General features: G+C 57.8%; 22 protein-coding genes and 4 tRNA genes. 8 read left to right on the top strand and 18 right to left on the bottom strand.

Features of this window, described 5'->3' with window-relative positions; genetic code table 11:
• The first annotated feature begins 30 nt into the window (after positions 1 to 30).
• Together ABV589_RS25110 and ABV589_RS25105 are read left to right on the top strand one after the other, a co-directional pair.
• Complete coding sequence (locus tag ABV589_RS25110; RefSeq protein WP_367084083.1) at positions 31 to 1233, top strand: MFS transporter; 1203 nt, start codon at positions 31 to 33, stop codon at positions 1231 to 1233.
• A 258-nt stretch (positions 1234 to 1491) separates the two neighbouring features.
• The gene (locus ABV589_RS25105) at positions 1492 to 2427 is read left to right on the top strand and encodes a transposase (RefSeq protein WP_135295914.1); all 936 of its coding nucleotides are present in this window, start codon (positions 1492 to 1494) and stop codon (positions 2425 to 2427) included.
• A gap of 596 nt (positions 2428 to 3023) precedes the next feature.
• Here ABV589_RS25105 and ABV589_RS25100 read toward each other — a convergent pair.
• The 10 genes from ABV589_RS25100 to ABV589_RS25055 all read right to left on the bottom strand — a co-directional run bounded on the left by ABV589_RS25100 (position 3024) and on the right by ABV589_RS25055 (position 12428).
• Positions 3024 to 4895: a SurA N-terminal domain-containing protein gene (locus tag ABV589_RS25100; RefSeq protein WP_367084082.1), complete on the bottom strand. Its 1872-nt coding sequence runs from the start codon at positions 4893 to 4895 to the stop codon at positions 3024 to 3026.
• A 236-nt stretch (positions 4896 to 5131) separates the two neighbouring features.
• Positions 5132 to 5404, bottom strand: a complete 273-nt coding sequence (locus ABV589_RS25095) for an HU family DNA-binding protein (protein WP_002552737.1) — start codon at positions 5402 to 5404, stop codon at positions 5132 to 5134.
• 147 nt (positions 5405 to 5551) lie between these two features.
• Positions 5552 to 7948, bottom strand: a complete 2397-nt coding sequence (gene lon / locus ABV589_RS25090) for an endopeptidase La (protein ID WP_027614583.1) — start codon at positions 7946 to 7948, stop codon at positions 5552 to 5554.
• A 163-nt stretch (positions 7949 to 8111) separates the two neighbouring features.
• A complete protein-coding gene (gene clpX / locus ABV589_RS25085) occupies positions 8112 to 9395 on the bottom strand; it encodes an ATP-dependent Clp protease ATP-binding subunit ClpX (protein ID WP_003223632.1) in 1284 nt (427 codons plus the stop codon).
• Between the two features lie 118 nt (positions 9396 to 9513).
• Positions 9514 to 10149, bottom strand: a complete 636-nt coding sequence (gene clpP / locus ABV589_RS25080) for an ATP-dependent Clp endopeptidase proteolytic subunit ClpP (RefSeq protein ID WP_007951559.1) — start codon at positions 10147 to 10149, stop codon at positions 9514 to 9516.
• 92 nt (positions 10150 to 10241) lie between these two features.
• Complete coding sequence (gene tig / locus ABV589_RS25075) at positions 10242 to 11552, bottom strand: trigger factor (RefSeq protein ID WP_007965363.1); 1311 nt, start codon at positions 11550 to 11552, stop codon at positions 10242 to 10244.
• Positions 11553 to 11949: 397 nt separating this feature from the next.
• A tRNA-His gene (locus ABV589_RS25070) sits at positions 11950 to 12025 on the bottom strand.
• Positions 12026 to 12101: 76 nt separating this feature from the next.
• Positions 12102 to 12186, bottom strand: a tRNA-Leu gene (locus ABV589_RS25065).
• A gap of 57 nt (positions 12187 to 12243) precedes the next feature.
• Positions 12244 to 12319 (bottom strand) — tRNA-His (locus ABV589_RS25060).
• A gap of 32 nt (positions 12320 to 12351) precedes the next feature.
• Positions 12352 to 12428, bottom strand: a tRNA-Arg gene (locus tag ABV589_RS25055).
• Between the two features lie 275 nt (positions 12429 to 12703).
• Here ABV589_RS25055 and folD point away from each other — a divergent pair.
• On the top strand, positions 12704 to 13558 hold the full coding sequence (gene folD / locus ABV589_RS25050; protein WP_003223627.1) for a bifunctional methylenetetrahydrofolate dehydrogenase/methenyltetrahydrofolate cyclohydrolase FolD: 855 nt from the start codon (positions 12704 to 12706) through the stop codon (positions 13556 to 13558).
• Positions 13559 to 13788: 230 nt separating this feature from the next.
• Positions 13789 to 14727 (top strand): D-alanyl-D-alanine endopeptidase, encoded by a 939-nt coding sequence (pbpG, locus tag ABV589_RS25045; RefSeq protein WP_367084081.1) that lies wholly within the window; start codon positions 13789 to 13791, stop codon positions 14725 to 14727.
• Between the two features lie 150 nt (positions 14728 to 14877).
• Here pbpG and ABV589_RS25040 read toward each other — a convergent pair whose 3' ends face one another.
• The 3 genes from ABV589_RS25040 to ABV589_RS25030 all read right to left on the bottom strand — a co-directional run bounded on the left by ABV589_RS25040 (position 14878) and on the right by ABV589_RS25030 (position 16052).
• The gene (locus ABV589_RS25040) at positions 14878 to 15072 is read right to left on the bottom strand and encodes a hypothetical protein (protein WP_007965369.1); all 195 of its coding nucleotides are present in this window, start codon (positions 15070 to 15072) and stop codon (positions 14878 to 14880) included.
• A gap of 12 nt (positions 15073 to 15084) precedes the next feature.
• On the bottom strand, positions 15085 to 15291 hold the full coding sequence (locus ABV589_RS25035) for a DUF6021 family protein (protein ID WP_007965370.1): 207 nt from the start codon (positions 15289 to 15291) through the stop codon (positions 15085 to 15087).
• Positions 15292 to 15380: 89 nt separating this feature from the next.
• Complete coding sequence (locus ABV589_RS25030; RefSeq protein WP_367084080.1) at positions 15381 to 16052, bottom strand: peptidase C39 family protein; 672 nt, start codon at positions 16050 to 16052, stop codon at positions 15381 to 15383.
• A gap of 244 nt (positions 16053 to 16296) precedes the next feature.
• On the opposite strand from ABV589_RS25030, the gene ABV589_RS25025 reads away from it, so the two are divergent.
• Positions 16297 to 16452, top strand: coding sequence for a hypothetical protein (locus ABV589_RS25025; protein WP_367086248.1), 156 nt, complete (start codon positions 16297 to 16299; stop codon positions 16450 to 16452).
• 197 nt (positions 16453 to 16649) lie between these two features.
• On the opposite strand, the gene ABV589_RS25020 is transcribed toward ABV589_RS25025, so the two are convergent.
• Both ABV589_RS25020 and ABV589_RS25015 read right to left on the bottom strand, forming a co-directional pair.
• Positions 16650 to 17399, bottom strand: coding sequence for a TerC family protein (locus ABV589_RS25020; RefSeq protein ID WP_367084079.1), 750 nt, complete (start codon positions 17397 to 17399; stop codon positions 16650 to 16652).
• A 29-nt stretch (positions 17400 to 17428) separates the two neighbouring features.
• Positions 17429 to 17671 (bottom strand): hypothetical protein, encoded by a 243-nt coding sequence (locus ABV589_RS25015; RefSeq protein ID WP_007965379.1) that lies wholly within the window; start codon positions 17669 to 17671, stop codon positions 17429 to 17431.
• A gap of 229 nt (positions 17672 to 17900) precedes the next feature.
• On the opposite strand from ABV589_RS25015, the gene nhaR reads away from it, so the two are divergent.
• Complete coding sequence (gene nhaR, locus ABV589_RS25010) at positions 17901 to 18800, top strand: transcriptional activator NhaR (RefSeq protein WP_007965381.1); 900 nt, start codon at positions 17901 to 17903, stop codon at positions 18798 to 18800.
• On the opposite strand, the gene ABV589_RS25005 is transcribed toward nhaR, so the two are convergent.
• Positions 18795 to 19958 (bottom strand): MFS transporter, encoded by a 1164-nt coding sequence (locus ABV589_RS25005; protein WP_367084078.1) that lies wholly within the window; start codon positions 19956 to 19958, stop codon positions 18795 to 18797. The genes nhaR and ABV589_RS25005 overlap by 6 nt on opposite strands.
• A 336-nt stretch (positions 19959 to 20294) precedes the next feature.
• On the opposite strand from ABV589_RS25005, the gene sstT reads away from it, so the two are divergent.
• A complete protein-coding gene (gene sstT / locus ABV589_RS25000) occupies positions 20295 to 21527 on the top strand; it encodes a serine/threonine transporter SstT (RefSeq protein WP_096795703.1) in 1233 nt (410 codons plus the stop codon).
• A 240-nt stretch (positions 21528 to 21767) separates the two neighbouring features.
• On the opposite strand, the gene ABV589_RS24995 is transcribed toward sstT, so the two are convergent.
• Entirely contained in the window at positions 21768 to 22277 is a 510-nt protein-coding gene (locus tag ABV589_RS24995) for a DUF1993 domain-containing protein (protein ID WP_367084077.1), read from the bottom strand.
• Between the two features lie 125 nt (positions 22278 to 22402).
• On the opposite strand from ABV589_RS24995, the gene ABV589_RS24990 reads away from it, so the two are divergent.
• Positions 22403 to 23047, top strand: a complete 645-nt coding sequence (locus tag ABV589_RS24990; protein WP_367084076.1) for a DUF480 domain-containing protein — start codon at positions 22403 to 22405, stop codon at positions 23045 to 23047.
• A gap of 116 nt (positions 23048 to 23163) precedes the next feature.
• On the opposite strand, the gene ABV589_RS24985 is transcribed toward ABV589_RS24990, so the two are convergent.
• On the bottom strand, positions 23164 to 23682 hold the full coding sequence (locus ABV589_RS24985) for a cupin domain-containing protein (protein ID WP_367084075.1): 519 nt from the start codon (positions 23680 to 23682) through the stop codon (positions 23164 to 23166).
• Between the last annotated feature and the right edge of the window lie 37 nt (positions 23683 to 23719).

Genomic DNA, 23719 nt, shown 5'->3' with positions numbered 1-23719 from the left:
TCACCCACTTCGGCACATGGACGCTGACTCATGAACGATACACAACTGACCTCGGCCCTCACCCAGCCAGTCGACACCCACCACCGATTACCCCTCGGCGCCTTGCTGGCCCTGGCCACCGCTGGCTTCATCACGGTGCTGACCGAAGCCATGCCCGCCGGCCTGCTGCCACAAATGAGCGCAGGGCTGAATGTCTCCCAGGCACTGATCGGACAGCTGGTAACGCTGTACGCGATTGGCTCGATGCTCGCAGCCATCCCGCTGACCATCGTCACCCGCAGCTGGCGTCGCCGGCCATTGCTGCTGTCAGCCATCGGCGGCTTCGCCATCGCCAACAGCATCACCGCCCTGTCGGAGTGGTACTGGCTGACCTTGATCGCACGCTTGCTCGCCGGGGTATTTGCCGGGCTGCTGTGGGCGTTGCTGGCAGGCTACGCCAGCCGCATGGTCGCGCCACACCTGCAAGGCCGCGCGATCACCGTCGCCATGCTCGGCGCACCGCTCGCCCTGTCGCTGGGCATCCCGGCCGGCACGCTACTCGGCACCCTGGTGGGCTGGCGCCTGAGCTTCGCGGTCATGACCGCACTGACGCTGCTGCTGGTGATCTGGGTGCGCTGGCAAGTACCGGACTTTGCCGGAGAACACGCAGGAAAGCGCCTGCCCCTGCGTCAGGTCTTTACCCTGCCCGGGGTGCGATCGGTGCTGTTCGTGACCCTGTCCTACGTGGTCGCCCACAATCTGCTGTACACCTACATCGCCCCGTTCCTGCAACCGTCTGGACTTGGCGGCAATATCGACCGAGTGCTGCTGGTGTTCGGCCTGGCCTCGGTGCTGAGCCTGTGGATCGTCGGCAGCCTGATCGACCGCTGGCTGCGCGAGCTGGTGCTGATCAGCACCCTGCTGTTCATGCTTGCGGCCGTCGCCCTGGGCCTGTGGCGAGAATCGCCGGCCGTGGTGTATACCGCTGTCGCCGTGTGGGGCCTGGCGTTCGGCGCAATGCCCTCGCTGCTGCAAACCGCCTCAGCGAAAACCGCCGCAGAAGCTGCCGATACTGCGCAGTCGATGCTGGTGACCCTGTGGAATGTCGGGATTGCCGGGGGCGGCTTGGCGGGTGGTTTGCTGCTGGGGAATTTGGGAGTTGGGGCCTTTCCGTGGATTGTTGTGGGATTGCTGGTTCTGACTTTATATACGGCGCTCAGGGCGCGGGGTCATGGGTTTGCGGGGGTGAGGTGATGGGTTTGTCTGTCGCGGATTGGTTGACTGATCGACCGTCTTCGCGAGCAGGCTCGCTTGTATGTTTAGACTTGAAGGGGTGGGCGGGACTACAGACTCGATTCTGACTCTGACCAGTACAGACCGTGGGAGACTTCTCGTCCCGCCCCTTCTACCCAAAGCGCCAATAAGGAATTCATCGGTAAACCGACGACAGAGACAAGCCAGCGCAACGGTAGACCCCAACAAGCTCTTAAACCCTAGCTCCGAGGATTCGTCATGACAATCCTTACTTCGCAGACGGTTGTTGGTATCGATATCGCCAAGGCCGAAATCGTTGTCTATCGCGCCGACCTGGAAACCATTGAAGCGGTCAAGAATGATCGTGCCGCCCTCAAACGTTGGCTCAAAACTCTGCCCGCGCAAAGCGCTATCGCTGTCGAAGCCACCAATATCTACCATTTGGAGACTGTTGATCTGGCTCATGCGATGGGACATCAGGTCTATGTGGTGGATGCTTATCGAGTCAGCCACTATCGTCGCGGTGTCGGTCAGCGAGCCAAAAATGATCCCTGCGATGCACGCGTGCTCGCACGCTATCTGACGAATGAACAAAGCAAACTGCGGCTTTGGAACCCGCCTCCTAAAGCCTACACCGTACTGAAAAGCTTGCTGCACAGACGCGCGACGCTGATTCAGAACCATACGGGTCTGATGTTGAGCTGGGCCGATGAACCCTTGCTGAAGAAAGAACGTACGGCTCAGCAAAAGGCATTCGAGCGATCCGACAAGGTCATTCAAAACCTGCTGCGCAAAGTCAGCAAAGAGGCCGGTATTGATGACAATATTGGCCGCTGCAAAGCAATCGAGGGCGTGGGAGAGTTGACTGCGACTGGGTTGGCAACGACCTATATGCGCGGTGACTTTGCCAACAGCGACGCGTTCATCGCGTTTTTGGGTATGGATCTGACGGTGGACGATTCGGGGAAAAAGAACGGCCCGAGGTTCCTGAGCAAAAAAGGAGATCCGGAGATCCGTCGATTAGCCTACAACGCCGCAATGGCGGCGTGTCGCTCAACCAAGTGGAAGCCTTTTTACGAGTCTTACCTGGCCAGAGGCTTCTCGAAAACACAGGCATTGGTAGCTCTTGCTCGCAAGCTCTGCCGAGTGGCATTCACCCTGATGAAGAATCAGGGCGAATACCGATCAGTTTGAGATTCTAGGGTTGCTGAGCAACATAGAATCTCCCACAGGGATTGAGGTGGGCAGTCAGAGATGGGGCGGCTGACAGGCCGCCATCGCTGGCAAGCCAGCTCCCACAAGATCAAGATCAAGATCAAGATCAAAAGATCGTCCGAACGCGGCCCGAGCCTTCGGCAGCTCCTACACAGGATGAGCGCAAGCTCGGCTGCAGCTCTTGATCTTGCCGTGCCGGCCCCTTCGGCAGGCTGAGTGAAGGGGTTTATCCGGGGGTGGGAGCGCAGCGACCGTTTGGCGCAGCCAAACACATCGAGAGGAGGTGCAGCGAAGCAAACCGTAGGCGATGCCCCCGGATGAACCCCGTAACGAAGGAACCCGAGCCTAAGCGAGGGCCGTACGCCGGGGCCAAGCCTTTTGGGTTACCTTTTCGGCGTCTGGAAAAGGTGACTCGCTGTAAGAGCGAAACCGCCAGAAGCCACACCCGAAGCAACGGATATTCACCCGATCCACAAGAGCATGGTCGGCCCGAAGGCCGCCAAGCGCAAAAAACCAACCATAAAAAAAGCCCCGACCATAAGATCGGGGCTTTCCAGTTACCACTCAGTCAACCATCAATACCGCTTGATGTCCGCCTGACTCTCCAACTGTTTACGGAACGCCGCAAAATCCTGCTGACCTTCACGCGAAGCCAGGAAACGACGGTATTGCGCCTTCTCTTCATCAGTCGGCGCTACCGCTTCATTCACACCGTCCAGACGTACAATCATCAGACTACCATCCTGCAAGGTCACGCTGCTGAACGTCGGCTTGCCCTTGGCCGCCGGTTTCGGCATGCGGAACAACGCCTGCAGCACAGTCGGGTCAACCCCTTCCTGAGCACGGGTCGCCGCGGTCACAACCTTCCAGTTCTGGCCATCAACCGCCTTGTCCAGCGGAGTCTTGCCATCGCGCAGACTGGCGATCAACTGGTCAGCCTTGGTCTTGGCCGCAGCGCTGGCATGCTCTTTGGTCAACTGCGCACGAATCGCCGTGTTGACGGCTTCCAGCGGCAGTTGCTCAGGCTTCAGATGCTCCTTGGCGCGCAGCACCACCACGGTTTCCGGATCCAGCTCGATGCCGGTGCTGTTGGCGTTTTCTTCCAGCACTTCCTGGCTGAACGCAGCCGTCACCACAGCGCGGTTGGCGGCGATGCCTTCGCCACCTTCACGGCCGAATGGCTTGGAGGTGTGCACAGTCAGTTTCAGATCTGCTGCAGGCTGGGCCAGGTCAGACGCTTCGAACGCCGAATCTTCCAGTTGCTTGGTCGCCTCGACAAAACGCTGCTCGACCTGTTGAGTCTTCAGCTCGCGGGTCAGCTTGTCTTTCAGGCTGGCCAGGGTCGGTACTTCTGGCGCTTCAACACCCAGCAGTTTGATCAGGTGGTAACCGAAGTCGGTACGCACCGGCTCGGACACCTGGTCCTTGTTCAACGAGTACAGGGCTTTTTCGAAGGCTGGGTCATAGACGCCAGGACCGGCGAAACCGAGATCACCGCCATTGTTGGCAGAACCCGGATCCTGCGAGAACTCCTTGGCCAACGCTTCGAATTTCTCGCCCTTGGCCAGACGCGCCTGGACTTCTTCGATCTTCGCCTTGGCCTGAGCGTCGGTGGTCTTGTCGTTGACTTCGATCAGAATGTGCGCCGCACGACGCTGTTCCGACAGGTTGGCGATCTCTTTCTGATACGCCGCCTGCAAGTCTTCATCCTTGACCGCAACCTGGTCAAAGAACGAGGACTTCTTCAGCTCGACATAATCGACAACCACCTGCTCAGGGGTCATGAACTCCTTGGCGTGCTCGTCATAATAAGCCTTGACCTCATCGTCGGTCAGCTTGACCGCGGCCGGGTCGGCCTTGACGTTCAGCGAAGCGAAGTCGCGGGTCTGTTTTTCCAGACGGGCGAATGCCAGCACTTCGGCGTCGGTGACGAAGCCGCTACCGGCAACACCGGCGCGCAACTGACCGATCAGCATTTCCTGAGCCAGCATCTGGCGGAATTGCATGCGGGTGTAGCCCAGTTGACGAATCACCTGGTCGAAACGCTCGGAGCTGAACTTGCCGTCCACCTGGAATTCAGGGGTCTGCAGGATCACCTGATCCAGCGCACCTTCGGAGAAAGCGAATTTCGATTGTTCTGCGCCTTGCAGCAGCAGCTTGCGATCGATCAGACCCTTGAGGGCCGATTCGCGGAGCATTTTTTCGTCAAGCAAGGAAGCATCGAAGTCCTTGCCCAGCTGTTGCATCAGCTGACGGCGTTGCATGTCAACGGCCTGGCTCAGCTCGTTCTGGCTGATTTCTTCACCATTGACCTTGGCCGCATCGTTGGTGTGCGTGGTGGCCTTGAAAATGGCATCGAAACCGGTCAGAGCCATCAGTGCAACGATGACCCCGATAATGGTCTTGGCAATCCAGCCTTGTGAATTGTCCCTGATATTCTGCAGCATGCGTCCCCCAGAAACGGTTGAACTTCAAAAATTAGGCAACCGTGGAGCGTGGGTAGAATCCGGATAGAAGAAAGGCGCATCCGAGGATGCGCCTTCTCGTAACTGGCGGAGCGGACAGGGCTCGAACCCTCGATCCCGGCGTTACAGGCGGCTGTTCCAGCGACCTGCTCTACCGCTCCGCTGCCAAGTCAGGCATGACCCCGACCCGGATGGGTAAAAACCTGAAACAAACTTGCTTAGTTGACAGCTTCTTTCAGCGCTTTACCGGCTTTGAAACCTGGCTTTTTAGCAGCAGCGATTTCCAGCGTCTTGCCAGTCTGTGGGTTACGACCGATACGAGCTGGACGATCAGTCACGGAGAACGTGCCGAAACCTACCAGAACAACGGAGTCGCCAGCCTTGAGAGCGCCAGTGACGGATTCGATTACAGCGTCCAGCGCACGGCCAGCAGCAGCTTTCGGGATATCAGCGGATGCAGCGATAGCATCAATCAGTTCCGACTTGTTCACTCTAAGTCCCCTTATATCTATTTTGAGATGATTCTAAGTTTTTTGGTGAAAGCAAAAACAGTGCTGAATGGCCTACAGACACTTAAGAGCCGCTTTATAACAAGGGCTCTAAAAAGCTGTCAAGGAAGCCCCCCAGGCAAAAACGTATTAATGCGTGCTAATTCTTTCCTTTGAATCAGACTCACGTTTTTCGTCCTTGGAAACTATCTCCGGAGCCACATCCGGCAAGGGCTCCGGCGCGTATTGCAGCGCAATTTGCAGGACCTCGTCAATCCATTTAACCGGTTTAATCTGCAGATCCTGCTTGATATTGTCAGGAATCTCCTTCAGATCGCGCACGTTTTCTTCCGGAATAATCACAATCTTGATTCCGCCGCGATGAGCCGCGAGCAGTTTCTCCTTCAGACCGCCAATTGCCAGCACCTGACCCCGCAGAGTGATTTCACCCGTCATGGCGACATCGGCGCGCACCGGGATCCCGGTCAAGGCCGACACCAGAGCCGTGCACATGCCCACACCCGCGCTAGGACCGTCCTTCGGGGTCGCCCCTTCCGGCATGTGAATGTGGGTATCGCGCTTCTCGTGGAAGTCCAGAGGAATGCCCAGGCTCTTGGCACGGCTGCGGACAACCGTCAGCGCGGCAGTGATCGATTCGACCATTACATCGCCCAGCGAACCGGTCTTGATCAACTGACCTTTACCCGGTACCACAGCGGCTTCGATGGTCAGCAATTCGCCGCCCACCTGCGTCCACGCCAGGCCAGTCACCTGACCGATCTGATCCTGTTGCTCTGCCAGACCGTAGCGGAATTTGCGCACGCCGAGGAAGTGCTCCAGCAGATCAGCTGTCACTTTCACCGAGAAACGTTTTTCCAGCGCGTGCTCTTTGACAGCCTTGCGGCAGACCTTGGCGATCTGCCGTTCGAGGCCACGCACACCGGCTTCACGGGTGTAGTAACGGATGATGTCGCGGATCGCTTCTTCATCGAATTCCAGCTCGCCTTTCTTCAGACCGTTGGCGGCGATCTGCTTGGGCGACAGGTACTTGACGGCGATGTTGATCTTTTCGTCTTCGGTGTAGCCCGGCAGACGAATGACTTCCATCCGGTCCAGCAGTGCCGGCGGGATGTTCATCGAGTTCGAGGTGCACAGGAACATCACATCGGACAGGTCGTAATCGACTTCCAGATAGTGATCGTTGAAGTTGTGGTTCTGCTCCGGATCGAGCACTTCCAGCAACGCCGACGCCGGGTCGCCACGCATGTCGCTGCCCATTTTGTCGATTTCATCGAGCAGGAACAGCGGGTTGCGTACGCCCACTTTTGTCATCTTTTGAATCAATCTTCCTGGCATCGAACCGATGTAAGTCCGACGGTGACCACGAATTTCCGCTTCATCACGCACGCCGCCGAGGGCCATACGCACGAATTTTCGGTTGGTCGCATGGGCAATCGACTCCGCCAGCGAAGTTTTACCCACGCCAGGAGGACCGACCAGGCACAACACCGGGCCACGAATCTTTTTCACGCGCTTCTGTACGGCGAGGTATTCAAGGATACGTTCCTTGACCTCTTCGAGGCCGTAGTGATCGGCATCGAGAATGTCTTCAGCACGCGCCAGGTCGAGACGTACCTTGCTTTGTGCCTTCCACGGCACCTGCACCAGCCAGTCGATGTAGGAACGCACCACGGTGGCTTCAGCGGACATCGGCGACATTTGCTTGAGCTTGTTCAGCTCGGCGGTCGCTTTGGCCAGGGCATCTTTCGGCAGGCCGGCAGCATCGATGCGCTTTTTCAGCTCTTCGATTTCGTTGTGACCTTCGTCACCGTCGCCCAGCTCTTTCTGAATGGCCTTCATCTGCTCATTCAGGTAGTACTCGCGCTGGCTGCGCTCCATTTGCTTTTTGACGCGGCCGCGAATGCGTTTTTCGACTTGCAGCAGATCGATTTCGGCATCCAGCAAGGCGAGCACGTGCTCGACCCGGGCCGACAGATCGATGATTTCGAGGATTTCCTGCTTCTGTTCGATCTTCAGCGCCATGTGCGCGGCCATGGTGTCGACCAGACGACCCGGCTCATCGATGCTGTTGAGCGACGACAGGACTTCAGCCGGGACTTTTTTGCCCAGCTGCACATATTGTTCGAACTGCGACAGCAGGCTGCGCACGAACACTTCGGATTCGCGCTCGGCGGCGTCGACTTCATCAATCAGCGAGACCTCGGCGCGACAATGCCCGTCGACTTCGCTGAAGCGCTCTACAGCGCCACGCTGCTCACCTTCGACCAGAACCTTGACGGTGCCGTCCGGCAGCTTCAGCAGCTGCAGCACAGTCGCAATCGTACCTACGCGATAGAGAGCTTCTTCACCGGGATCATCGTCAGCCGGGTTTCTCTGGGCCAGCAGCAGGATCTGCTTGTCGCCCGTCATCGCTGCCTCGAGGGCTTCGATGGATTTCTCGCGCCCCACGAACAGCGGGATAACCATGTGCGGATAAACCACGACATCACGCAATGGCAGGAGAGGCAATTCGATGGTTGTCTTCATGATTTCGCCTCTACGGCGGCCATATGGCCGTAATCAGATGGAATTAAGCTTGAAGCCAAGATGGGGGCTGCCTTGAAAAAAAACAAGCGCAAAGCGGATGTAAAAAACGACATAAAAAAAAAGAGGCCCGAAGGCCCCTTCTTTGTTCCGGCAGTGTGGACGCTTACGCGTCCGGCGCTGCCTTGGCCGTCGGCTCACTGTTTTCGTAGATATACAGTGGCTTGGACTTGCCTTCGATCACACTTTCATCGATGACGACTTTGCTCACCTCGGACTGCGAGGGGATTTCGTACATCGTGTCGAGCAGCACACCTTCGAGAATCGAGCGCAGGCCACGGGCACCGGTTTTACGTTCCAGGGCACGCTTGGCGACCGATTTCAGTGCGTCGGTCCGGAATTCCAGATCCACGCCTTCCATCTCGAACAGCTTGGCATACTGTTTGGTCAGAGCATTTTTCGGCTCGGTAAGGATCTGCATCAGCGCAGCCTCGTCGAGCTCGTCCAGCGTCGCCAGGACCGGCAGACGACCGACAAATTCCGGGATCAGACCGAACTTGACCAGATCGTCAGGCTCGACTTCACGCAGGGATTCACCGACTTTCTTGCCTTCTTCCTTGCTGCGCACTTCTGCGTTGAAACCGATGCCGCCCTTGGTGGAACGGTTTTGAATAACCTTTTCCAGACCGGAGAACGCACCACCGCAGATGAACAGGATGTTACGGGTGTCGACCTGCAGGAATTCCTGCTGCGGATGCTTGCGGCCACCTTGCGGCGGAACGGAAGCGACCGTGCCTTCGATCAACTTGAGCAAGGCCTGCTGCACGCCTTCACCGGAAACATCGCGGGTGATCGACGGGTTGTCGGACTTGCGGGAAATCTTGTCGATTTCGTCGATGTAGACAATGCCCATCTGGGCCTTTTCCACGTCGTAATCGCACTTTTGCAGCAGTTTCTGAATGATGTTCTCGACATCTTCACCCACGTAACCAGCCTCGGTGAGGGTGGTGGCGTCGGCGATGGTGAACGGAACGTTCAGCAAGCGGGCCAGTGTTTCGGCCAGCAGGGTTTTACCGGAGCCTGTCGGGCCGATCAGCAGGATGTTGCTCTTGCCGAGTTCGACGTCGTCAGCCTTCTTGTCACGCTGATTCAGGCGCTTGTAGTGGTTGTACACCGCTACGGCCAGAACCTTTTTCGCACGCTCCTGACCGATTACATACTGGTCAAGGATGCCGCTGATTTCTTTAGGCGAAGGCAATTTATGCGCGCTGCTTTCGGCCTGTGCTTCCTGCACCTCCTCGCGGATGATGTCATTGCACAGGTCGACGCACTCGTCGCAGATAAAGACCGAGGGGCCGGCAATCAATTTGCGCACTTCATGCTGGCTTTTGCCACAGAAGGAGCAATAGAGCAGCTTGCCGTTGTCCTCGCCGTTGCGGGTGTCAGTCATTCGTTCGATCCAAATCCGATAGGCTTGCAACACAAGATGAAGGCTATTGCGGGCTTTTTCAAGCCCGCTGGTGGTCGGACCTGCCGACCCACCTTATTTTGAGCTGCTTATTTTACTTTTACGCAGGACGCTGGTTGATGACTTCGTCGATCAGACCGTATTCCTTCGCAGCTTCTGCACTCATGAAGTTGTCGCGGTTGGTGTCGCGTTCGATTTCTTCAAGCGTACGACCGCTGTGCTTGGCCATCAGCGTGTTCAGACGCTCGCGAATGAACAGGATTTCCTTGGCATGGATTTCGATATCCGACGCCTGGCCCTGGAAACCGCCCAGTGGCTGGTGAATCATCACACGCGAGTTCGGCAGGCAGAAACGCTTGCCTGGAGCACCGGCCGTCAGCAGGAATGCACCCATGCTGCACGCCTGACCAATGCAGGTCGTCGATACGTTTGGCTTGATGAACTGCATGGTGTCGTAGATCGACATGCCCGCTGTCACCGAACCGCCCGGGGAGTTGATATAGAGATGGATGTCCTTGTCCGGGTTTTCCGCTTCAAGGAACAGCAATTGCGCACAGATCAGGTTGGCCATGTAGTCCTCTACAGGACCCACCAGAAAAATTACGCGCTCCTTCAGAAGGCGCGAGTAGATGTCATAGGCGCGCTCGCCACGAGCAGATTGCTCGACAACCATCGGGACCAGGCCGCCAGCGGCCTGGATATCAGAGTTCTGCTGAATATACGAATTACGGAACATGCTCTGCAGTCACTCCCAAATAGTTATGTCTTGAATACGCATAAGCCAGCTCGAAGGCTGGCTTATGTGTGTACTTCTTAACGCAAAAACAATCAGTCGGCTTTTGGAGCTTCTACCGGCTTGACCGCTTCTTCGTAAGAGACCGATTTGTCGGTCACGCTAGCTTTCTGCAGAACAGTATCCACAACTTGTTCTTCCAGCACAACCGAACGAACTTCGTTCAGTTGCTGCTCGTTCTTGTAGTACCAGGACACGACCTGCTCAGGTTCCTGATAAGCCGAAGCCATTTCCTGAATCATTTCGCGAACGCGGGCTTCGTCAGGCTTCAGGTCGAACTGCTTGACCACTTCAGCCACGATCAGACCCAGCACTACACGGCGCTTGGCTTGCTCTTCGAACAGCTCGGCCGGCAGTTGGTCAGGCTTGATGTTGCCGCCGAACTGCTGAACAGCCTGCACGCGCAGACGGTCAACTTCGTTGGACAGCAGAGCCTTAGGCACTTCGATCGGGTTGGTGGCCAGCAGACCGTCCATTACCTGATTTTTTACCTTGGATTTGATGGCCTGACGCAGTTCACGCTCCATGTTCTTGCGAACTTCGGTGCGGAAACCGTCGATACCGCTTTCCTTGATGCCGAATTGAGCGAAGAACTCTTCGTTCAGCTCTGGCAGCTTAGGCTCGGACACGGTGTTTACAGTCACGGTGAACTCAGCGGTTTTGCCGGCCAGGTCCAGGTTCTGATAGTCCTCTGGGAAGGTCAGGTTCAGAACGCGCTCTTCGCCCGCTTTGGCGCCAACCAGGCCTTCTTCGAAGCCCGGGATCATGCGACCGGAACCCAGCACCAGTTGAGTGCCTTTGGCCGAACCGCCAGCGAACACTTCGCCGTCAACCTTGCCAACGAAATCGATGTTCAGCTGGTCTTCGTTCTGAGCGGCACGGTCGGTCACTTCAAAACGGGTGTTCTGCTTGCGCAGGATGTCCAGCATCTTGTCCAGATCAGCGTCAGCCACGTCAGCGCTCAGGCGCTCGACAGTGATGCCGTCGAAACCGGCAACGGTGAACTCAGGGAACACTTCGAATACGGCAACGTATTCCAGGTCCTTGCCAGCTTCCAGCGACTTTGGCTCGATCGAAGGCGAACCGGCAGGGTTCAGCTTCTGCTCAACCACAGCTTCGTAGAAGGAGGACTGGATGACATCACCAACAGCTTCCTGACGAGCGTCAGCACCGAAACGGCGCTTGATTTCGCTCATTGGCACTTTGCCTGGACGGAAGCCAGCAATCTTGGCCTTTTGGGCAGTCTGCTGCAGACGCTTGTTGACCTGGCTCTCAATGCGCTCAGCCGGCACGGTGACGCTCATGCGGCGCTCAAGAGCAGTAGTATTTTCAACAGAAACTTGCATGGATATTCCTCGTTGCACAGACGTTAGCCGGCCGTTTCCGACCCCAGAATCAAGGGCATGCATTCTAGTGGGTCAAACTCAAGAAGTCACCCTACTGGAAACGGGTAAAAAAACAGCAGGCCATTTATAGGTGTGAATGCAGCAATGCACTCCACCCCGAAGACGAATAAAGACCATCACGCCAGGGCTCTGTTTCAACCGCTTCTATATATAGAAGAGACCGCGAGCCATCTCCCTGACGGCTGATCCCGTGAACATTGCCGGTGGTCGGCGCAACGGCTGCAAGCCCGTGAACACGACGAATGCCCTGCCCCTGGACCTGAAACCCGACACAACAAACCACAAGCCGTAAAACAAAAAAGGCGCCAGACTGTTAAATCTGGCGCCTTTCGAAATATGGGGTGGACGATGGGGATCGAACCCACGACAACGGGAGTCACAATCCCGTGCTCTACCAACTGAGCTACGCCCACCATATTGCGTCACAAAAAAGCCATTCAACTTCTTTGCTGAACTTCATCAGGCCTGCGGCATGAATGAAGCTTTAATTGGTGCGGATGAAGAGACTCGAACTCTTACGCCTCGCGGCGCTGGAACCTAAATCCAGTGTGTCTACCAATTCCACCACATCCGCAGATGAAGCTTTTAAAGCAAAGGCGCCAGACTGTTACATCTGGCGCCTTTCGAAATATGGGGTGGACGATGGGGATCGAACCCACGACAACGGGAGTCACAATCCCGTGCTCTACCAACTGAGCTACGCCCACCATATCGCGTTACTTGTGCCAAAGCTGCCTAATGGCGCACCCGGCAGGACTCGAACCTGCGACCATCCGCTTAGAAGGCGGATGCTCTATCCAGCTGAGCTACGGGCGCCTTGTTAATCTGTACCCTTGGAGGACTACAAACTAAGTGCTTTCCAGTCTCGCAGAACCGTAATTCCGCTCGACCTTCTTAACCAGTGCTAGGCTGTGCCCGACAAGTGCGACGAATAGTATAGAGCGACCTTAAGGTCGTCAAATCTTTTTTGAAAAAAATTCATTTAATTAAAGGAGTTAGGGGAATTTGCTGACCAAGCGCCTTTGCCCTCACCGCCTGACATGCGAGAATGCGTTCTCTTTTTTTCCCCTCTCGATGGTTAATCACGCGCAATGACTGCACAACTAATCGACGGCAAATCGATCGCCGCCAGCCTGCGCCAGCAGATCGCCCAACGAGTTGCCGAGCGTCGCCAGCAAGGCCTGCGCACTCCCGGCCTCGCGGTGATCCTGGTCGGCAGCGATCCTGCCTCTCAGGTTTATGTCTCGCACAAGCGTAAAGACTGTGAAGAGGTTGGCTTCCTCTCTCAAGCCTACGACCTGCCTTCCGAAACCACTCAAGAAGCGCTGACCGATCTGATCGATCGCCTCAACGACGACCCGGCCATTGACGGCGTGCTGCTGCAACTGCCGCTGCCCGAGCACCTGGACGCCTCCAAACTGCTGGAGCGCATTCGCCCGGACAAAGACGTCGACGGCTTCCATCCTTATAACGTCGGCCGTCTGGCCCAGCGCATCCCGCTGCTGCGCCCATGCACCCCGAAGGGCATCATGACCTTGCTGGAAAGCACCGGTGTTGACCTTTATGGTCTCGATGCGGTGGTGGTTGGCGCCTCCAACATCGTTGGTCGCCCGATGGCGATGGAACTGTTGCTGGCCGGTTGCACCGTGACCGTCACCCACCGCTTCACCAAGGATCTGGCCGGCCACGTCGGCCGCGCTGATCTGGTGGTGGTCGCCGCCGGCAAGCCGGGTCTGGTCAAGGGCGAGTGGATCAAGGAAGGCGCAATCGTGATCGACGTCGGCATCAACCGTCAGGACGACGGCAAGCTGGTCGGTGACGTGGTGTACGAAACTGCCCTGCCCCGTGCCGGCTGGATCACTCCGGTGCCGGGCGGCGTTGGCCCGATGACCCGTGCCTGCCTGCTGGAAAACACTCTCTATGCGGCAGAAACCCTGCACGCCTGAGGCGTAATTTCAGCAAGAAAAAAACCCCGCCTTGTGCGGGGTTTTTCGTATCTGAGAAAAAACACTAACCGTTCGCCGGAAACCCCTCTTTTTACAGGCCTTTTCACGAGATTTTCAGGTCATTCAAACAACCATCGACAGATCTTCAGCCATACTCCTAGAATGCGACGCTTTGAAGAAATAACCCGTTACAAACTAACGGAATATCCAACCTTTATGAGTTCGCCCGCGTGAAAATTCGTCTTTCGATCCTGAGCCTGATTTTTGCTTTTTCAGGCACGTTCGTCACGCCAACCGTCAACGCCGCTGAAACTACCGCCGCGCCACGCGATGCCTCGCAACTGAAGATCGCCTCCGGCAGCGCCCTGCTCATGGATTTGCAGACCAATAAAGTCATCTATTCGAGCAACCCGGATGTGATCGTACCGATCGCTTCGGTGAGCAAGTTGATGACCGGACTGGTGGTGGTTGAAGCGCACCAGAACATGGACGAATGGATCGACGTCGACATCAGCCACACGCCGGAAATGAAAGGCGTGTTCTCCCGAGTCAAACTCAAGAGCGAACTGCCACGTCGCGAGATGCTGCTGATTGCCCTGATGTCCTCGGAAAACCGCGCGGCCGCCAGCCTCGCGCATCACTATCCAGGCGGCTACGCCGCGTTCATCGCCGCAATGAACGCCAAGGCCAAATCGCTGGGCATGACCAACACGCACTATGTCGAGCCGACCGGGCTGTCTGAACGCAACGTGTCCACCGCCCGCGACTTGAGCAAATTGCTGGTCGCCGCGAGCAAGCATCCGATCCTCAGCGAACTGACCACCACCAAGGAAAAAACCGTAGCGTTCCGCAAACCCAATTACACCCTGGGTTTCCGCAACACCGATCACCTGGTGAACAAGGCTGACTGGGACATCAAGATCACCAAAACCGGCTTTACCAATCCGGCTGGGCACTGTCTGGTACTGGTCACACGAATGGGCAACCGTCCGGTGGCCCTAGTGATTCTCGATGCGTTCGGCAAGTACACGCATTTTGCCGATGCAAGCCGTATTCGCAGCTGGGTGGAAACCGGTCGCAGCGCCAGCGTCCCGGCAGTTGCACAGCAATACAAGGCCGAGAAAAACCTCAAGAATCGCCAGAGCGGCGTGGTCGAAGCCTCCAAGTAACCAGAAAAACCCAATTGTGGTGAGGGAGCTTGCTCCCGCCGGGGCGCGTAGCGGACCTTCTTTTTTAACAAGAGAAGGCCTGCTGCGCAGTCCAGCGGGAGCAAGCTCCCTCGCCACAGAGGTATTCAGCCGTGGTTGAATATCCGTTATTCAATCATTGGGTAGCGGCATTTTGTCGTCATCCGGGATGCCGTCGCCGGCGCCCGGATCTGGCGTCAGCACATTGGGCCGCGCCAACGGATCCCGCAGCGGACTGTCCGGATCCAACACAGGATCCACATCGTCCTCAGGCGTGGTAGGCACGCTGTCCGGTTTTTTATCGTCGAAGCTGGAATCGGTACTCATACGCACCTCACTTCAGGGTTTCAGGTCAGCCAAAGGATCGTAAGGCTTGGCCGGACGTTTACTGTCTTCGCCGGGCTCCACGTCTTTCGGCGCCTTGGCCGGACCGACGGGGTCAACCTGTGGATCGTCGAGGTCCGGCGAATCCGGATCAAAACCCAGATCATGACCGGACGAATGCTCGCTCGAGTGTGGGCCTTTCGGGGATGGGGAATCTGCCATGCTCGCCTCCTGAATCACCCGCACATTCGGGCTCTATCAGTGAGAGACCTGCCGGGCGTGAGGGTGCCCGGCAGATGACGAACGGAGCCTTAATGTGCGGCCAACGCCTTTTTGGCTTGCGCCGCTTCACGTTCCTGCCCGGCCTGCGCCAGCTCATCCGCTGCCGTGAGCCAGCGCTGGCGATCAACCTCGGCGGGAATCTGCGACGGCTTCTGGATCAGTACCGCCCAGCCACCCGACTTTTCGAACGCCGATTCAAAAGAACTGAAGCTCATCAGTTCGCGACGATTCATCCCGGCGCGCAACAGCACCTTCTGTTTCAGCCGGTCGTAACCGGAAAGGATCGCGTAACGCGGTTCAGCCCAGAACGCCGAGCCTTCACTGAAGCGCACCATCACCGGATAACCGGCCGCCACCTGGGTCAACAAGGCTGGCAGGTTCTTGTCCAGCGGATAGACCACCATGCCGTAATCGCGGGCCAGGTTCTGCAGATTCTGTTGCAACTGATCCTGTGCCCCCGGCAGATGCAACGGTTTCTCCAGCAAGCCCGGGGTGATCATGATGCCCTGCTGCGATAACAGGCTGGCCAGCACTTGCGGACCACTCTGATTGGCTTCGCCGCGATAGAACGTGCCGCTGAGTTCCACCCGCTCCGGCAGGCGCTTGACCTGCGGCGCCACGCTGCCCGCACACCCTGCCAACACGGCCGCGCAACCGGCAATCAGCAGCGCCCCTCGCAATCGAGAAAATACCTGCACCATCGTCACTCTCATCAGACGCCGGTCATCGTGTTCCGGCAACGCCTGCGATCATAGGGCGGCGCACGCCTGCGGTATAGCCTTAAACCGCAGACCGATCGATTGCATAGAGCGAACTGATTGGTCATCACCGACCTTTGGTCAATAGTCTGAAACACCCCATTGTCTAGACTGTCACTGAAACAGAGCGAATTGAAAAAGTGAGTGCCCGACGCAGGGCAAAGAGGAGGCACTGATGAGCCTGACCATGACTATCGTAATGCTGATTGCCGGCTGGCTGGCAGTGGCCAGCGCCATGCTGTGGGGCGTGCTGCGTATTGCGCGGCGCCACCATCACCCGGTCGATTCGGCAGCGGCACAAAAACCTGAAAGACAAAGCGCCAGCCACGCGACTGCGCATTGATAGGTCAGTTGATATAAAACCCCTGTAGGAGCTGCCGAAGGCTGCGATCATTTGATCTTCAAAGTCAAAAGATCGCAGCCTTCGGCAGCTCCTACATAAGTCACCAGCCATACGGCATAAGCCATGAGGCATGAGACATAAAGCAAAAAGGCCGGCTGGACTACTGACGTCCAGCCGGCCTTTTGATTTGCTGCAGATTAAGCCTGCTGCGCCAGCTTCTTCTGCTTCGCCCGGCGCGACAGCATGTTCAGCACTTCAATCGCTGCCGAGAATGCCATGGCCGCATACACATACCCTTTCGGTACATGGGCGCCGAAGCCTTCGGCGATCAGCGTCATGCCGATCATGATCAGGAAGCCCAGGGCCAGCATCACCACCGTCGGGTTGTCGTTGATGAACTTGGCCAAAGGCTCAGCCGCAAACAGCATCACCATCACCGAGACCACCACCGCGATCACCATGATCGGCAAGTGCTCAGTCATGCCCACCGCGGTAATGATGCTGTCGATGGAAAACACCATGTCCAGCATCAGGATCTGACCGATCGCGGCAGCAAAGCCCAGGGTCACGGTCGATGTCGCGCTTTTCGGGTCTTCCGGCGCCGGGTCCATGCTGTGATGGATCTCGGTCGTGGCTTTCCACACCAGGAACAGACCACCGGCAATCAGGATCATGTCCTTCCAGGAGAACGCCTGGCCCATGATTTCGAACACCGGGGCAGTCAACTGCACGATGAAGGCAATGGTGCTCAACAGGGCCAGACGCAGAATCAGCGCCATGCCGATACCGATGCGCCGCGCCTTCTGCCGATGCTGCACGGGCAGCTTGTTGGTCAGGATCGAAATAAAGATCAGGTTATCAATGCCGAGCACGATCTCCATCACCACCAGTGTGGCCAAGGCAACCCAGGCGGCGGGGCTGGCGGCGAGTTCTAACAGATATTCCATGGGTCAGTCCTGACTCTTTGTAAGACGGTTTAGATGGTCTTGGAGGAAGATTCGGATTTTTCCGCATCTTTCTCCGGTGTTTCTTTTTTCTCGATCAGGCCGCCAGTGGCGTCGCTGAGCGCCTGCTCTGCCGCTTTATGCGTATCGTCGATTGCCTGTTTGGCGCTCTCGGCCGCCTTGCCCATCAACTGCTGGGCGCTTTTCTCGGCCTGATCGCAACCGGCCATAAGCAGTAAAGACGTAAACATCAGTGCAGGGATTGTGTATTTCATGAGGCTTTCCTTCGAATGAACAGACAGGGTCACAGACCACCCGTCGATGGCTGGGCATTCTAGGGAGACAAACACTTCAGGAAAATTCGTATTTTTAGCGGCTATACTTCGGTTCAAACGAACTATGACAATCAATGTAGGAGCTGCCGAAGGCTGCGATCTTTTGATCTTGCTCTAAAAAATCAAAAGATCGCAGCCTGCGGCAGCTCCTACAGGGGGGAGGCGTAGAGTGCTGAATTACCGACAGCTGCATTATTTCTGGGTGGTGGCGAAGACCGGCAGCATCGTGCGTGCCTGCGAGCAACTTAACCTCACGCCGCAGACCATCAGCGGGCAGATATCGCTGCTTGAACAAACGTACGGTATCGAACTGTTTCAACGGGTCGGCCGTCAGCTGGAACTGACCGAAGCCGGGCGCCAGGCCCTGCCCTTCGCCGAACAGATGTTTCAGTTGGGCGGTGAACTGGAGCTGATGCTGCGTGCCCAGCCCAACGAGCAGCAGATCCTGTTCCGCGTCGGCGTGGCGGATGTGGTGCCCAAATCCATCGTCTACCGCCTGATCGCGCCGACCATGGAGCTGCACGAGCCACTGCGCATCACCTGCCGCGAAGACAAACTCGAACGCCTGCTGGCGGATCTGGCGATCCAGCGTCTGGACCTGGTGATATCCGACAGCCCCATGCCGTCGCACCTCGACATCAAGGGCTACAGCCAGAAGCTCGGCGAATGCGGGATCAGTTTCTTCGCCACCGCGCAGTTGGCGGCGCAATACGGGCAGGATTTTCCGCGCAGCCTCAACGGTGCACCGCTGTTGATTCCCGGGGCCGAAACCGTGGTGCGCAGCCGTTTGCAACGCTGGTTCGCCGAGCAGCAGATCCAGCCGCGGATCGTCGGGGAGTTCGATGACAGCGCCCTGATGCAGGCCTTCGGCCAATCGGGCAGCGGGATTTTCATCGGCCCGAGCGTGATTGCCGATGAAGTCAAACGCCAGTACGGCGTCGAAGTGATTGGCCAGACCGACGCGGTGACCGAGTCGTTCTATGCCATTTCGGTGGAGCGCAAGGTCAAGCACCCCGGCATCGTTGCGATTACCGAAGGTGCCCGACGCGAGCTGTTTACCGCGTTATGACGCCTGGACGCACGCTTCGCGCGGCTTGAGCGTCATCAACACCATGGCAAGGAACACCGACAACAAAATGAAACCGGCAGCGGCGAACCCCAGAAAGCCGAGGCCGGCACTGTCGATCACCCGTCCGCCGATCATCGCACCGAGGCCGATCCCGAGGTTGGCCCCGGCGATATTCAGCGAGGCGGCAAAGGCTGGCGCTTCTGGTGCGGCTTTCATCAGCCGTACATGGCTGACCAGAAACAGTGCAGCCTGGGTGATACCCCAGATGCCCATGGCCACCGCCAGCCCCACCGTCGAGTGAATGTTCGGCACCAGCGAGACCATGCCGGCAATCATGAACGCGCAGAACAGCACCGAGGCGCCCAACGGATGACGATCCACCGCACGGCCGCCCAGCGAGTTGCCGATCAGCCCGACCGCACCGAAGCCCATCAGGCACCAGCCAACCACCGTGCCACTGAACCCGGCCAGACGCTCAAGGATGTCGGCCAGATAGGTGTAAGCGGTGAACATGCCGCTGAACACCAGGATCGACAATACGACATGACCGATCATCAGCGGGTTGCGCAGGATCTTGAACTGCGAAGCGAAACTGACCTGATGCTGGTGCAGGCTGGTTTTCGGCAGGTAAACAAACAGCAGCAAGGCCTTGGCGAAAGCGATCACCGCCAGAATCGCGAACGCACTGCGCCAGCCGAACGCATCGGAAATCAACGTGCCCACCGGAATGCCGAACACCGTCGCGCAAACAATGCCGAAGCCGATCTTGGCAATCGCGCGGCCAGCGTGATCCGGGCCGACGATGTCGACTGCGGTCTCACTGGCCAAGGCCCAGAACACCGGCAGGCCGAGCGCCGGAATCAGACGGGCAATGGCCATGACCCAGATGTTCGGCGCCAGCGCCGCAACGGTGTTGGCCAGGCCGAACATGATCAGAATGGTGATGAACAGCTTGCGCCGCTCGAACCGGGCGAAATACGCGGTCAAAAATGGACCGAACATCGCCACCGTGAAAGCGAATAGAGTCACCAGCAAACCCGCCTGCGGAATGGTTACCGCCAGGTCACGGGCAATGGCCGGCAACAGGCCGACGATGACGAATTCTGTGGTCAGCACCGTGAATCCGGCGGCGGACAACAGAAGAATGGGCAACAGCATGAGCAACTCCAGCAAAACGACGACACCAGCGATGACCGAAAGGCCCGCTGGCAGACTATGAAGATGAGGATGGTGAATCTTAACAGAGTGTTTCCGGACTGACTTGCACAAACCTGCCGACTTGCCGATCTATCCGGTGGCAGATCGTCACAGGCCTGAAGGATAACGCCTACGCTGTGATAAAGTCCGCGCCCTGAAAAACGTACACCCTATTCAGCGGCCTGTTTAACAGCGTTGATGGCGCGTCAGCCTTTTCGGTTCGTGCCGGTGATCTGCCCCCGATGTATCACCGGTTTCACGCAACCTTGCACCCTATAAAAAATCAGAGATGCCGTTATGACCGCTTCATCCCCTTCTCTATTGCAACGCCTGAAAAACCTCAGCCTGGTCACGCAGATCCTGATCGGCCTGATTGCCGGTATCGCCTTGGCGCTGTTCGCTCCGGAAGCGGCGAAAGGCTCCGCATTCATCGGCAAGGTGTTTGTCTCGGCGCTGAAAGCCGTGGCGCCGATTCTGGTGTTCGTGCTGGTGATGGCGTCGATTGCCAACCACAAGCACGGTCAGGAAACCCACATCCGGCCGATTCTGTTTCTGTACCTGCTCGGTACCTTTGCTGCGGCGGTGGTCGCGGTTGTCGCCAGCATGGCGTTTCCCTCGCATCTGGTGCTGTCCACCGACAACGTCGCGGTGACCGCGCCGGGCGGGATCACTGAAGTCTTGCAGAGCCTGCTGTTGAGCGTGGTCGATAATCCGGTCAGCGCCCTGATGAACGCCAACTTCATCGGCATTCTGGCCTGGGCGATCGGCATGGGCGTCGCGATTCGCCACGCCGGTGACACCACCCGCGAAGTGGTTGGCGATCTGTCCAACGGCGTGACGCTGATCGTGCGCGTGGTGATTCGCTTCGCACCTCTGGGCATTTTCGGTCTGGTGGCCTCGACGCTCGCGACCTCGGGCTTCGGCGCACTGATCGGTTACGCGCACCTGCTCGGCGTACTGCTGGGCTGCATGCTGTTCGTCGCGCTGGTGATGAACCCGCTGATCGTGTTCTGGAAACTGCGTCGCAACCCGTACCCGCTGACCCTCAAGTGCCTGCGCGAAAGCGGCATCACCGCGTTCTTCACCCGCAGCTCGGCGGCGAACATTCCGGTCAACCTGGAACTGAGTAAACGTCTGGGCCTGCACGAAGACACCTACTCGGTATCGATCCCATTGGGCGCAACCATCAACATGGCCGGCGCAGCGATCACCATCACCGTACTGACCCTGGCAGCGGTACACACGCTGGGGATTGCCGTGGACATCCCGACCGCGATCCTGCTCAGCGTCGTCGCGGCGATCTGCGCCTGTGGCGCGTCGGGCGTGGCCGGCGGTTCGCTGCTGCTGATTCCGCTGGCGTGCAGCCTGTTCGGCATCCCGAGCGAGATTGCCATGCAGGTGGTGGCGGTTGGTTTCATCATTGGTGTGCTGCAGGATTCGGCGGAGACTGCGCTGAATTCGTCCACTGACGTGCTGTTCACCGCAGCGGCTTGCCTGGGTGAAGAAGCGAAAGCCCAGCGCACTGCGTAACAATTGCTGCAATGAAAAGCCCGCCAAGGAGTGAACCTTGGCGGGCTTTTTTGTGGCTGAGATCTTTCCCTCCTCACCCCAACCCTCTCCCCCAAGGGGGCGAGGGGGAAAGGGAGCCGATCTTTGTCGCATTCAAGTCTTGAGTTCGACTCGATAGATCAGGTCGGCGTATCTCGAACAAACAACGCGATCAGTCCCCTCTCCCCTTGGGAGAGGGCTAGGGTGAGGGCTTCTAACGATTTAGTACGCGCCCATGTAATCGCGTTTGCCCACTTCAACACCGTTATGACGCAGCAGGTCATAGGCAGTGGTCACGTGGAAGAAGAACTGCGGCAGACCGTAGCTCAGCAGGTAGGCCTGGCCGCTGAAGCGCTTCTCTTTCGGCGTGCCCGGACGGGTCACGATCTCGATGCCTTCCTTGCCGTTGATCTGCTCCGGCTTGATCTCGCCGATGTAGGCCAGGACCTTGGCGATCAGCGCCTGCAGCTCGGTGAAGGTAGTTTCGGTGTCGTCATATTTCGGGATTTCGACTTCGGCCAGACGCGAGGACACGCCTTTGGCGAAGTCGACCGCGATCTGCACCTGACGCACCAGCGGGAACATGTCCGGGTACAGGCGCGCTTGCAGGAAGGCGTTCGGGTCGATGTTTTTTTCGGTGGCGTGGGCTTCAGCCTTTTTCAGGACATCGCTCAGGGCGTTGAGCATTTGTTGAAAAACCGGGACGGATGCGGCGTACAGGGAAATGGTCATGGCAGTCTCGTGTAGTGGCTGGGTGGAACGTGGAGGCGATTATAGCCATGCTTGATGACCACACGGCTTGCCTTTTGTTAGCCAAGGATTAGGCTAGGCGCCTTCGACTGCTGAGGGAACGCGCGATGACCACCGAACTAGCAACCACCACCGACGAACCACGGCTCAACGCCACGGAAATCCGCATTCTGGGTGCGTTGATCGAAAAACAGGCCACCAGCCCGGAAACCTATCCGCTGACCCTTAATGCGCTGGTGCTGGCCTGCAATCAGAAAACCAGCCGCGAACCGGTGATGAACCTGACTCAAGGTCAGGTTGGCCAAAGCTTGCGAGCGCTGGAAAGCCACGGTTACGCGAAACTGGTCATGGGCAGTCGCGCTGATCGCTGGGAGCACAAGCTCGACAAGGCGCTGGAGCTGGTGCCGGCCCAGGTCATTCTCACCGGTTTGATGTTCCTGCGTGGCCCACAAACGGTGAATGAGCTGCTGACCCGCAGTGGCCGCATGCATGATTTCGAAGATGCCGAGCAGGTGGTGCATCAGCTCGAGCGCTTGATCGCGCGTGGGCTGGCGGTTTTGATTCCCCGTCAGGCCGGTCAGCGTGAAGACCGCTACACCCATGCACTGAGCGATCCGGCAGATATCGAGGCGATCCTGGCGGCGCGGCAGAATCCTGGAGAGCGCGCGACCAGCGGTGTGTCAGTTGAACGCATCGAAGAACTGGAAGCACGGATTGCCGCACTGGAAGAGCGTCTGGCGCGCCTCGAATAATCACCACAATACCTTGTAGGAGTGAGCCTGCTCGCGATTGCGCCGGTTCATTCAGAATTTCAGTGCCTGACAGACCGCCATCGCGAGCAGGCTCACTCCTACATGAGATCTACGGGTTATTCACCATCCCAGTAATCCACCCCATCCGCCTGCCGCGCCACGGCAACAAAGCCTGACGCATTGCCTTGGGCATCGACCTTGAAGTTGTCCATCACCGCGTATTTGTTGGAGTCCGGGTATTCGCAGATATCCGGTTGCTGCTGGGTGCTGACCGCCAGATAACGCAACTCGGCATCGCTGGTGTTGATGATCTGGTGCGCCATTTCCGGGCCACCCGGCGGGCAGGCAATCACATCACCCGCGCGGATCGCAAAGCGCTCTGCGCCCAACCGTACTTCGCCCTCGCCGGCTACGACATAGAACATCTCTTCATTGACCCGATGGCTGTGAAACGGGCTGCCACGCATGCCGGGTGGCAACGCGTACAAGCGGTAACCCAGCTTCTGCGCGCCAAGCTGCTGGCCGATGCGCGCCAGGCGCTGCTGGTAGCGACCGGCGGCTTCGCCTTCCGGGGCAAGGGCTTCGGGCAGGGGTTCGAGTTCGACCTGGTGCAGGTTGAGGATGGGCGGATGCATGGGGAGCCTCGATCAGGTTTTTTGTGAGGGGCAAGTC

The organism is Pseudomonas sp. HOU2 (assembly GCF_040729435.1).
In the GTDB taxonomy this organism is placed as follows: Bacteria; Pseudomonadota; Gammaproteobacteria; order Pseudomonadales; family Pseudomonadaceae; genus Aquipseudomonas.
This window is presented reverse-complemented; position numbering and strand designations above follow the sequence as displayed.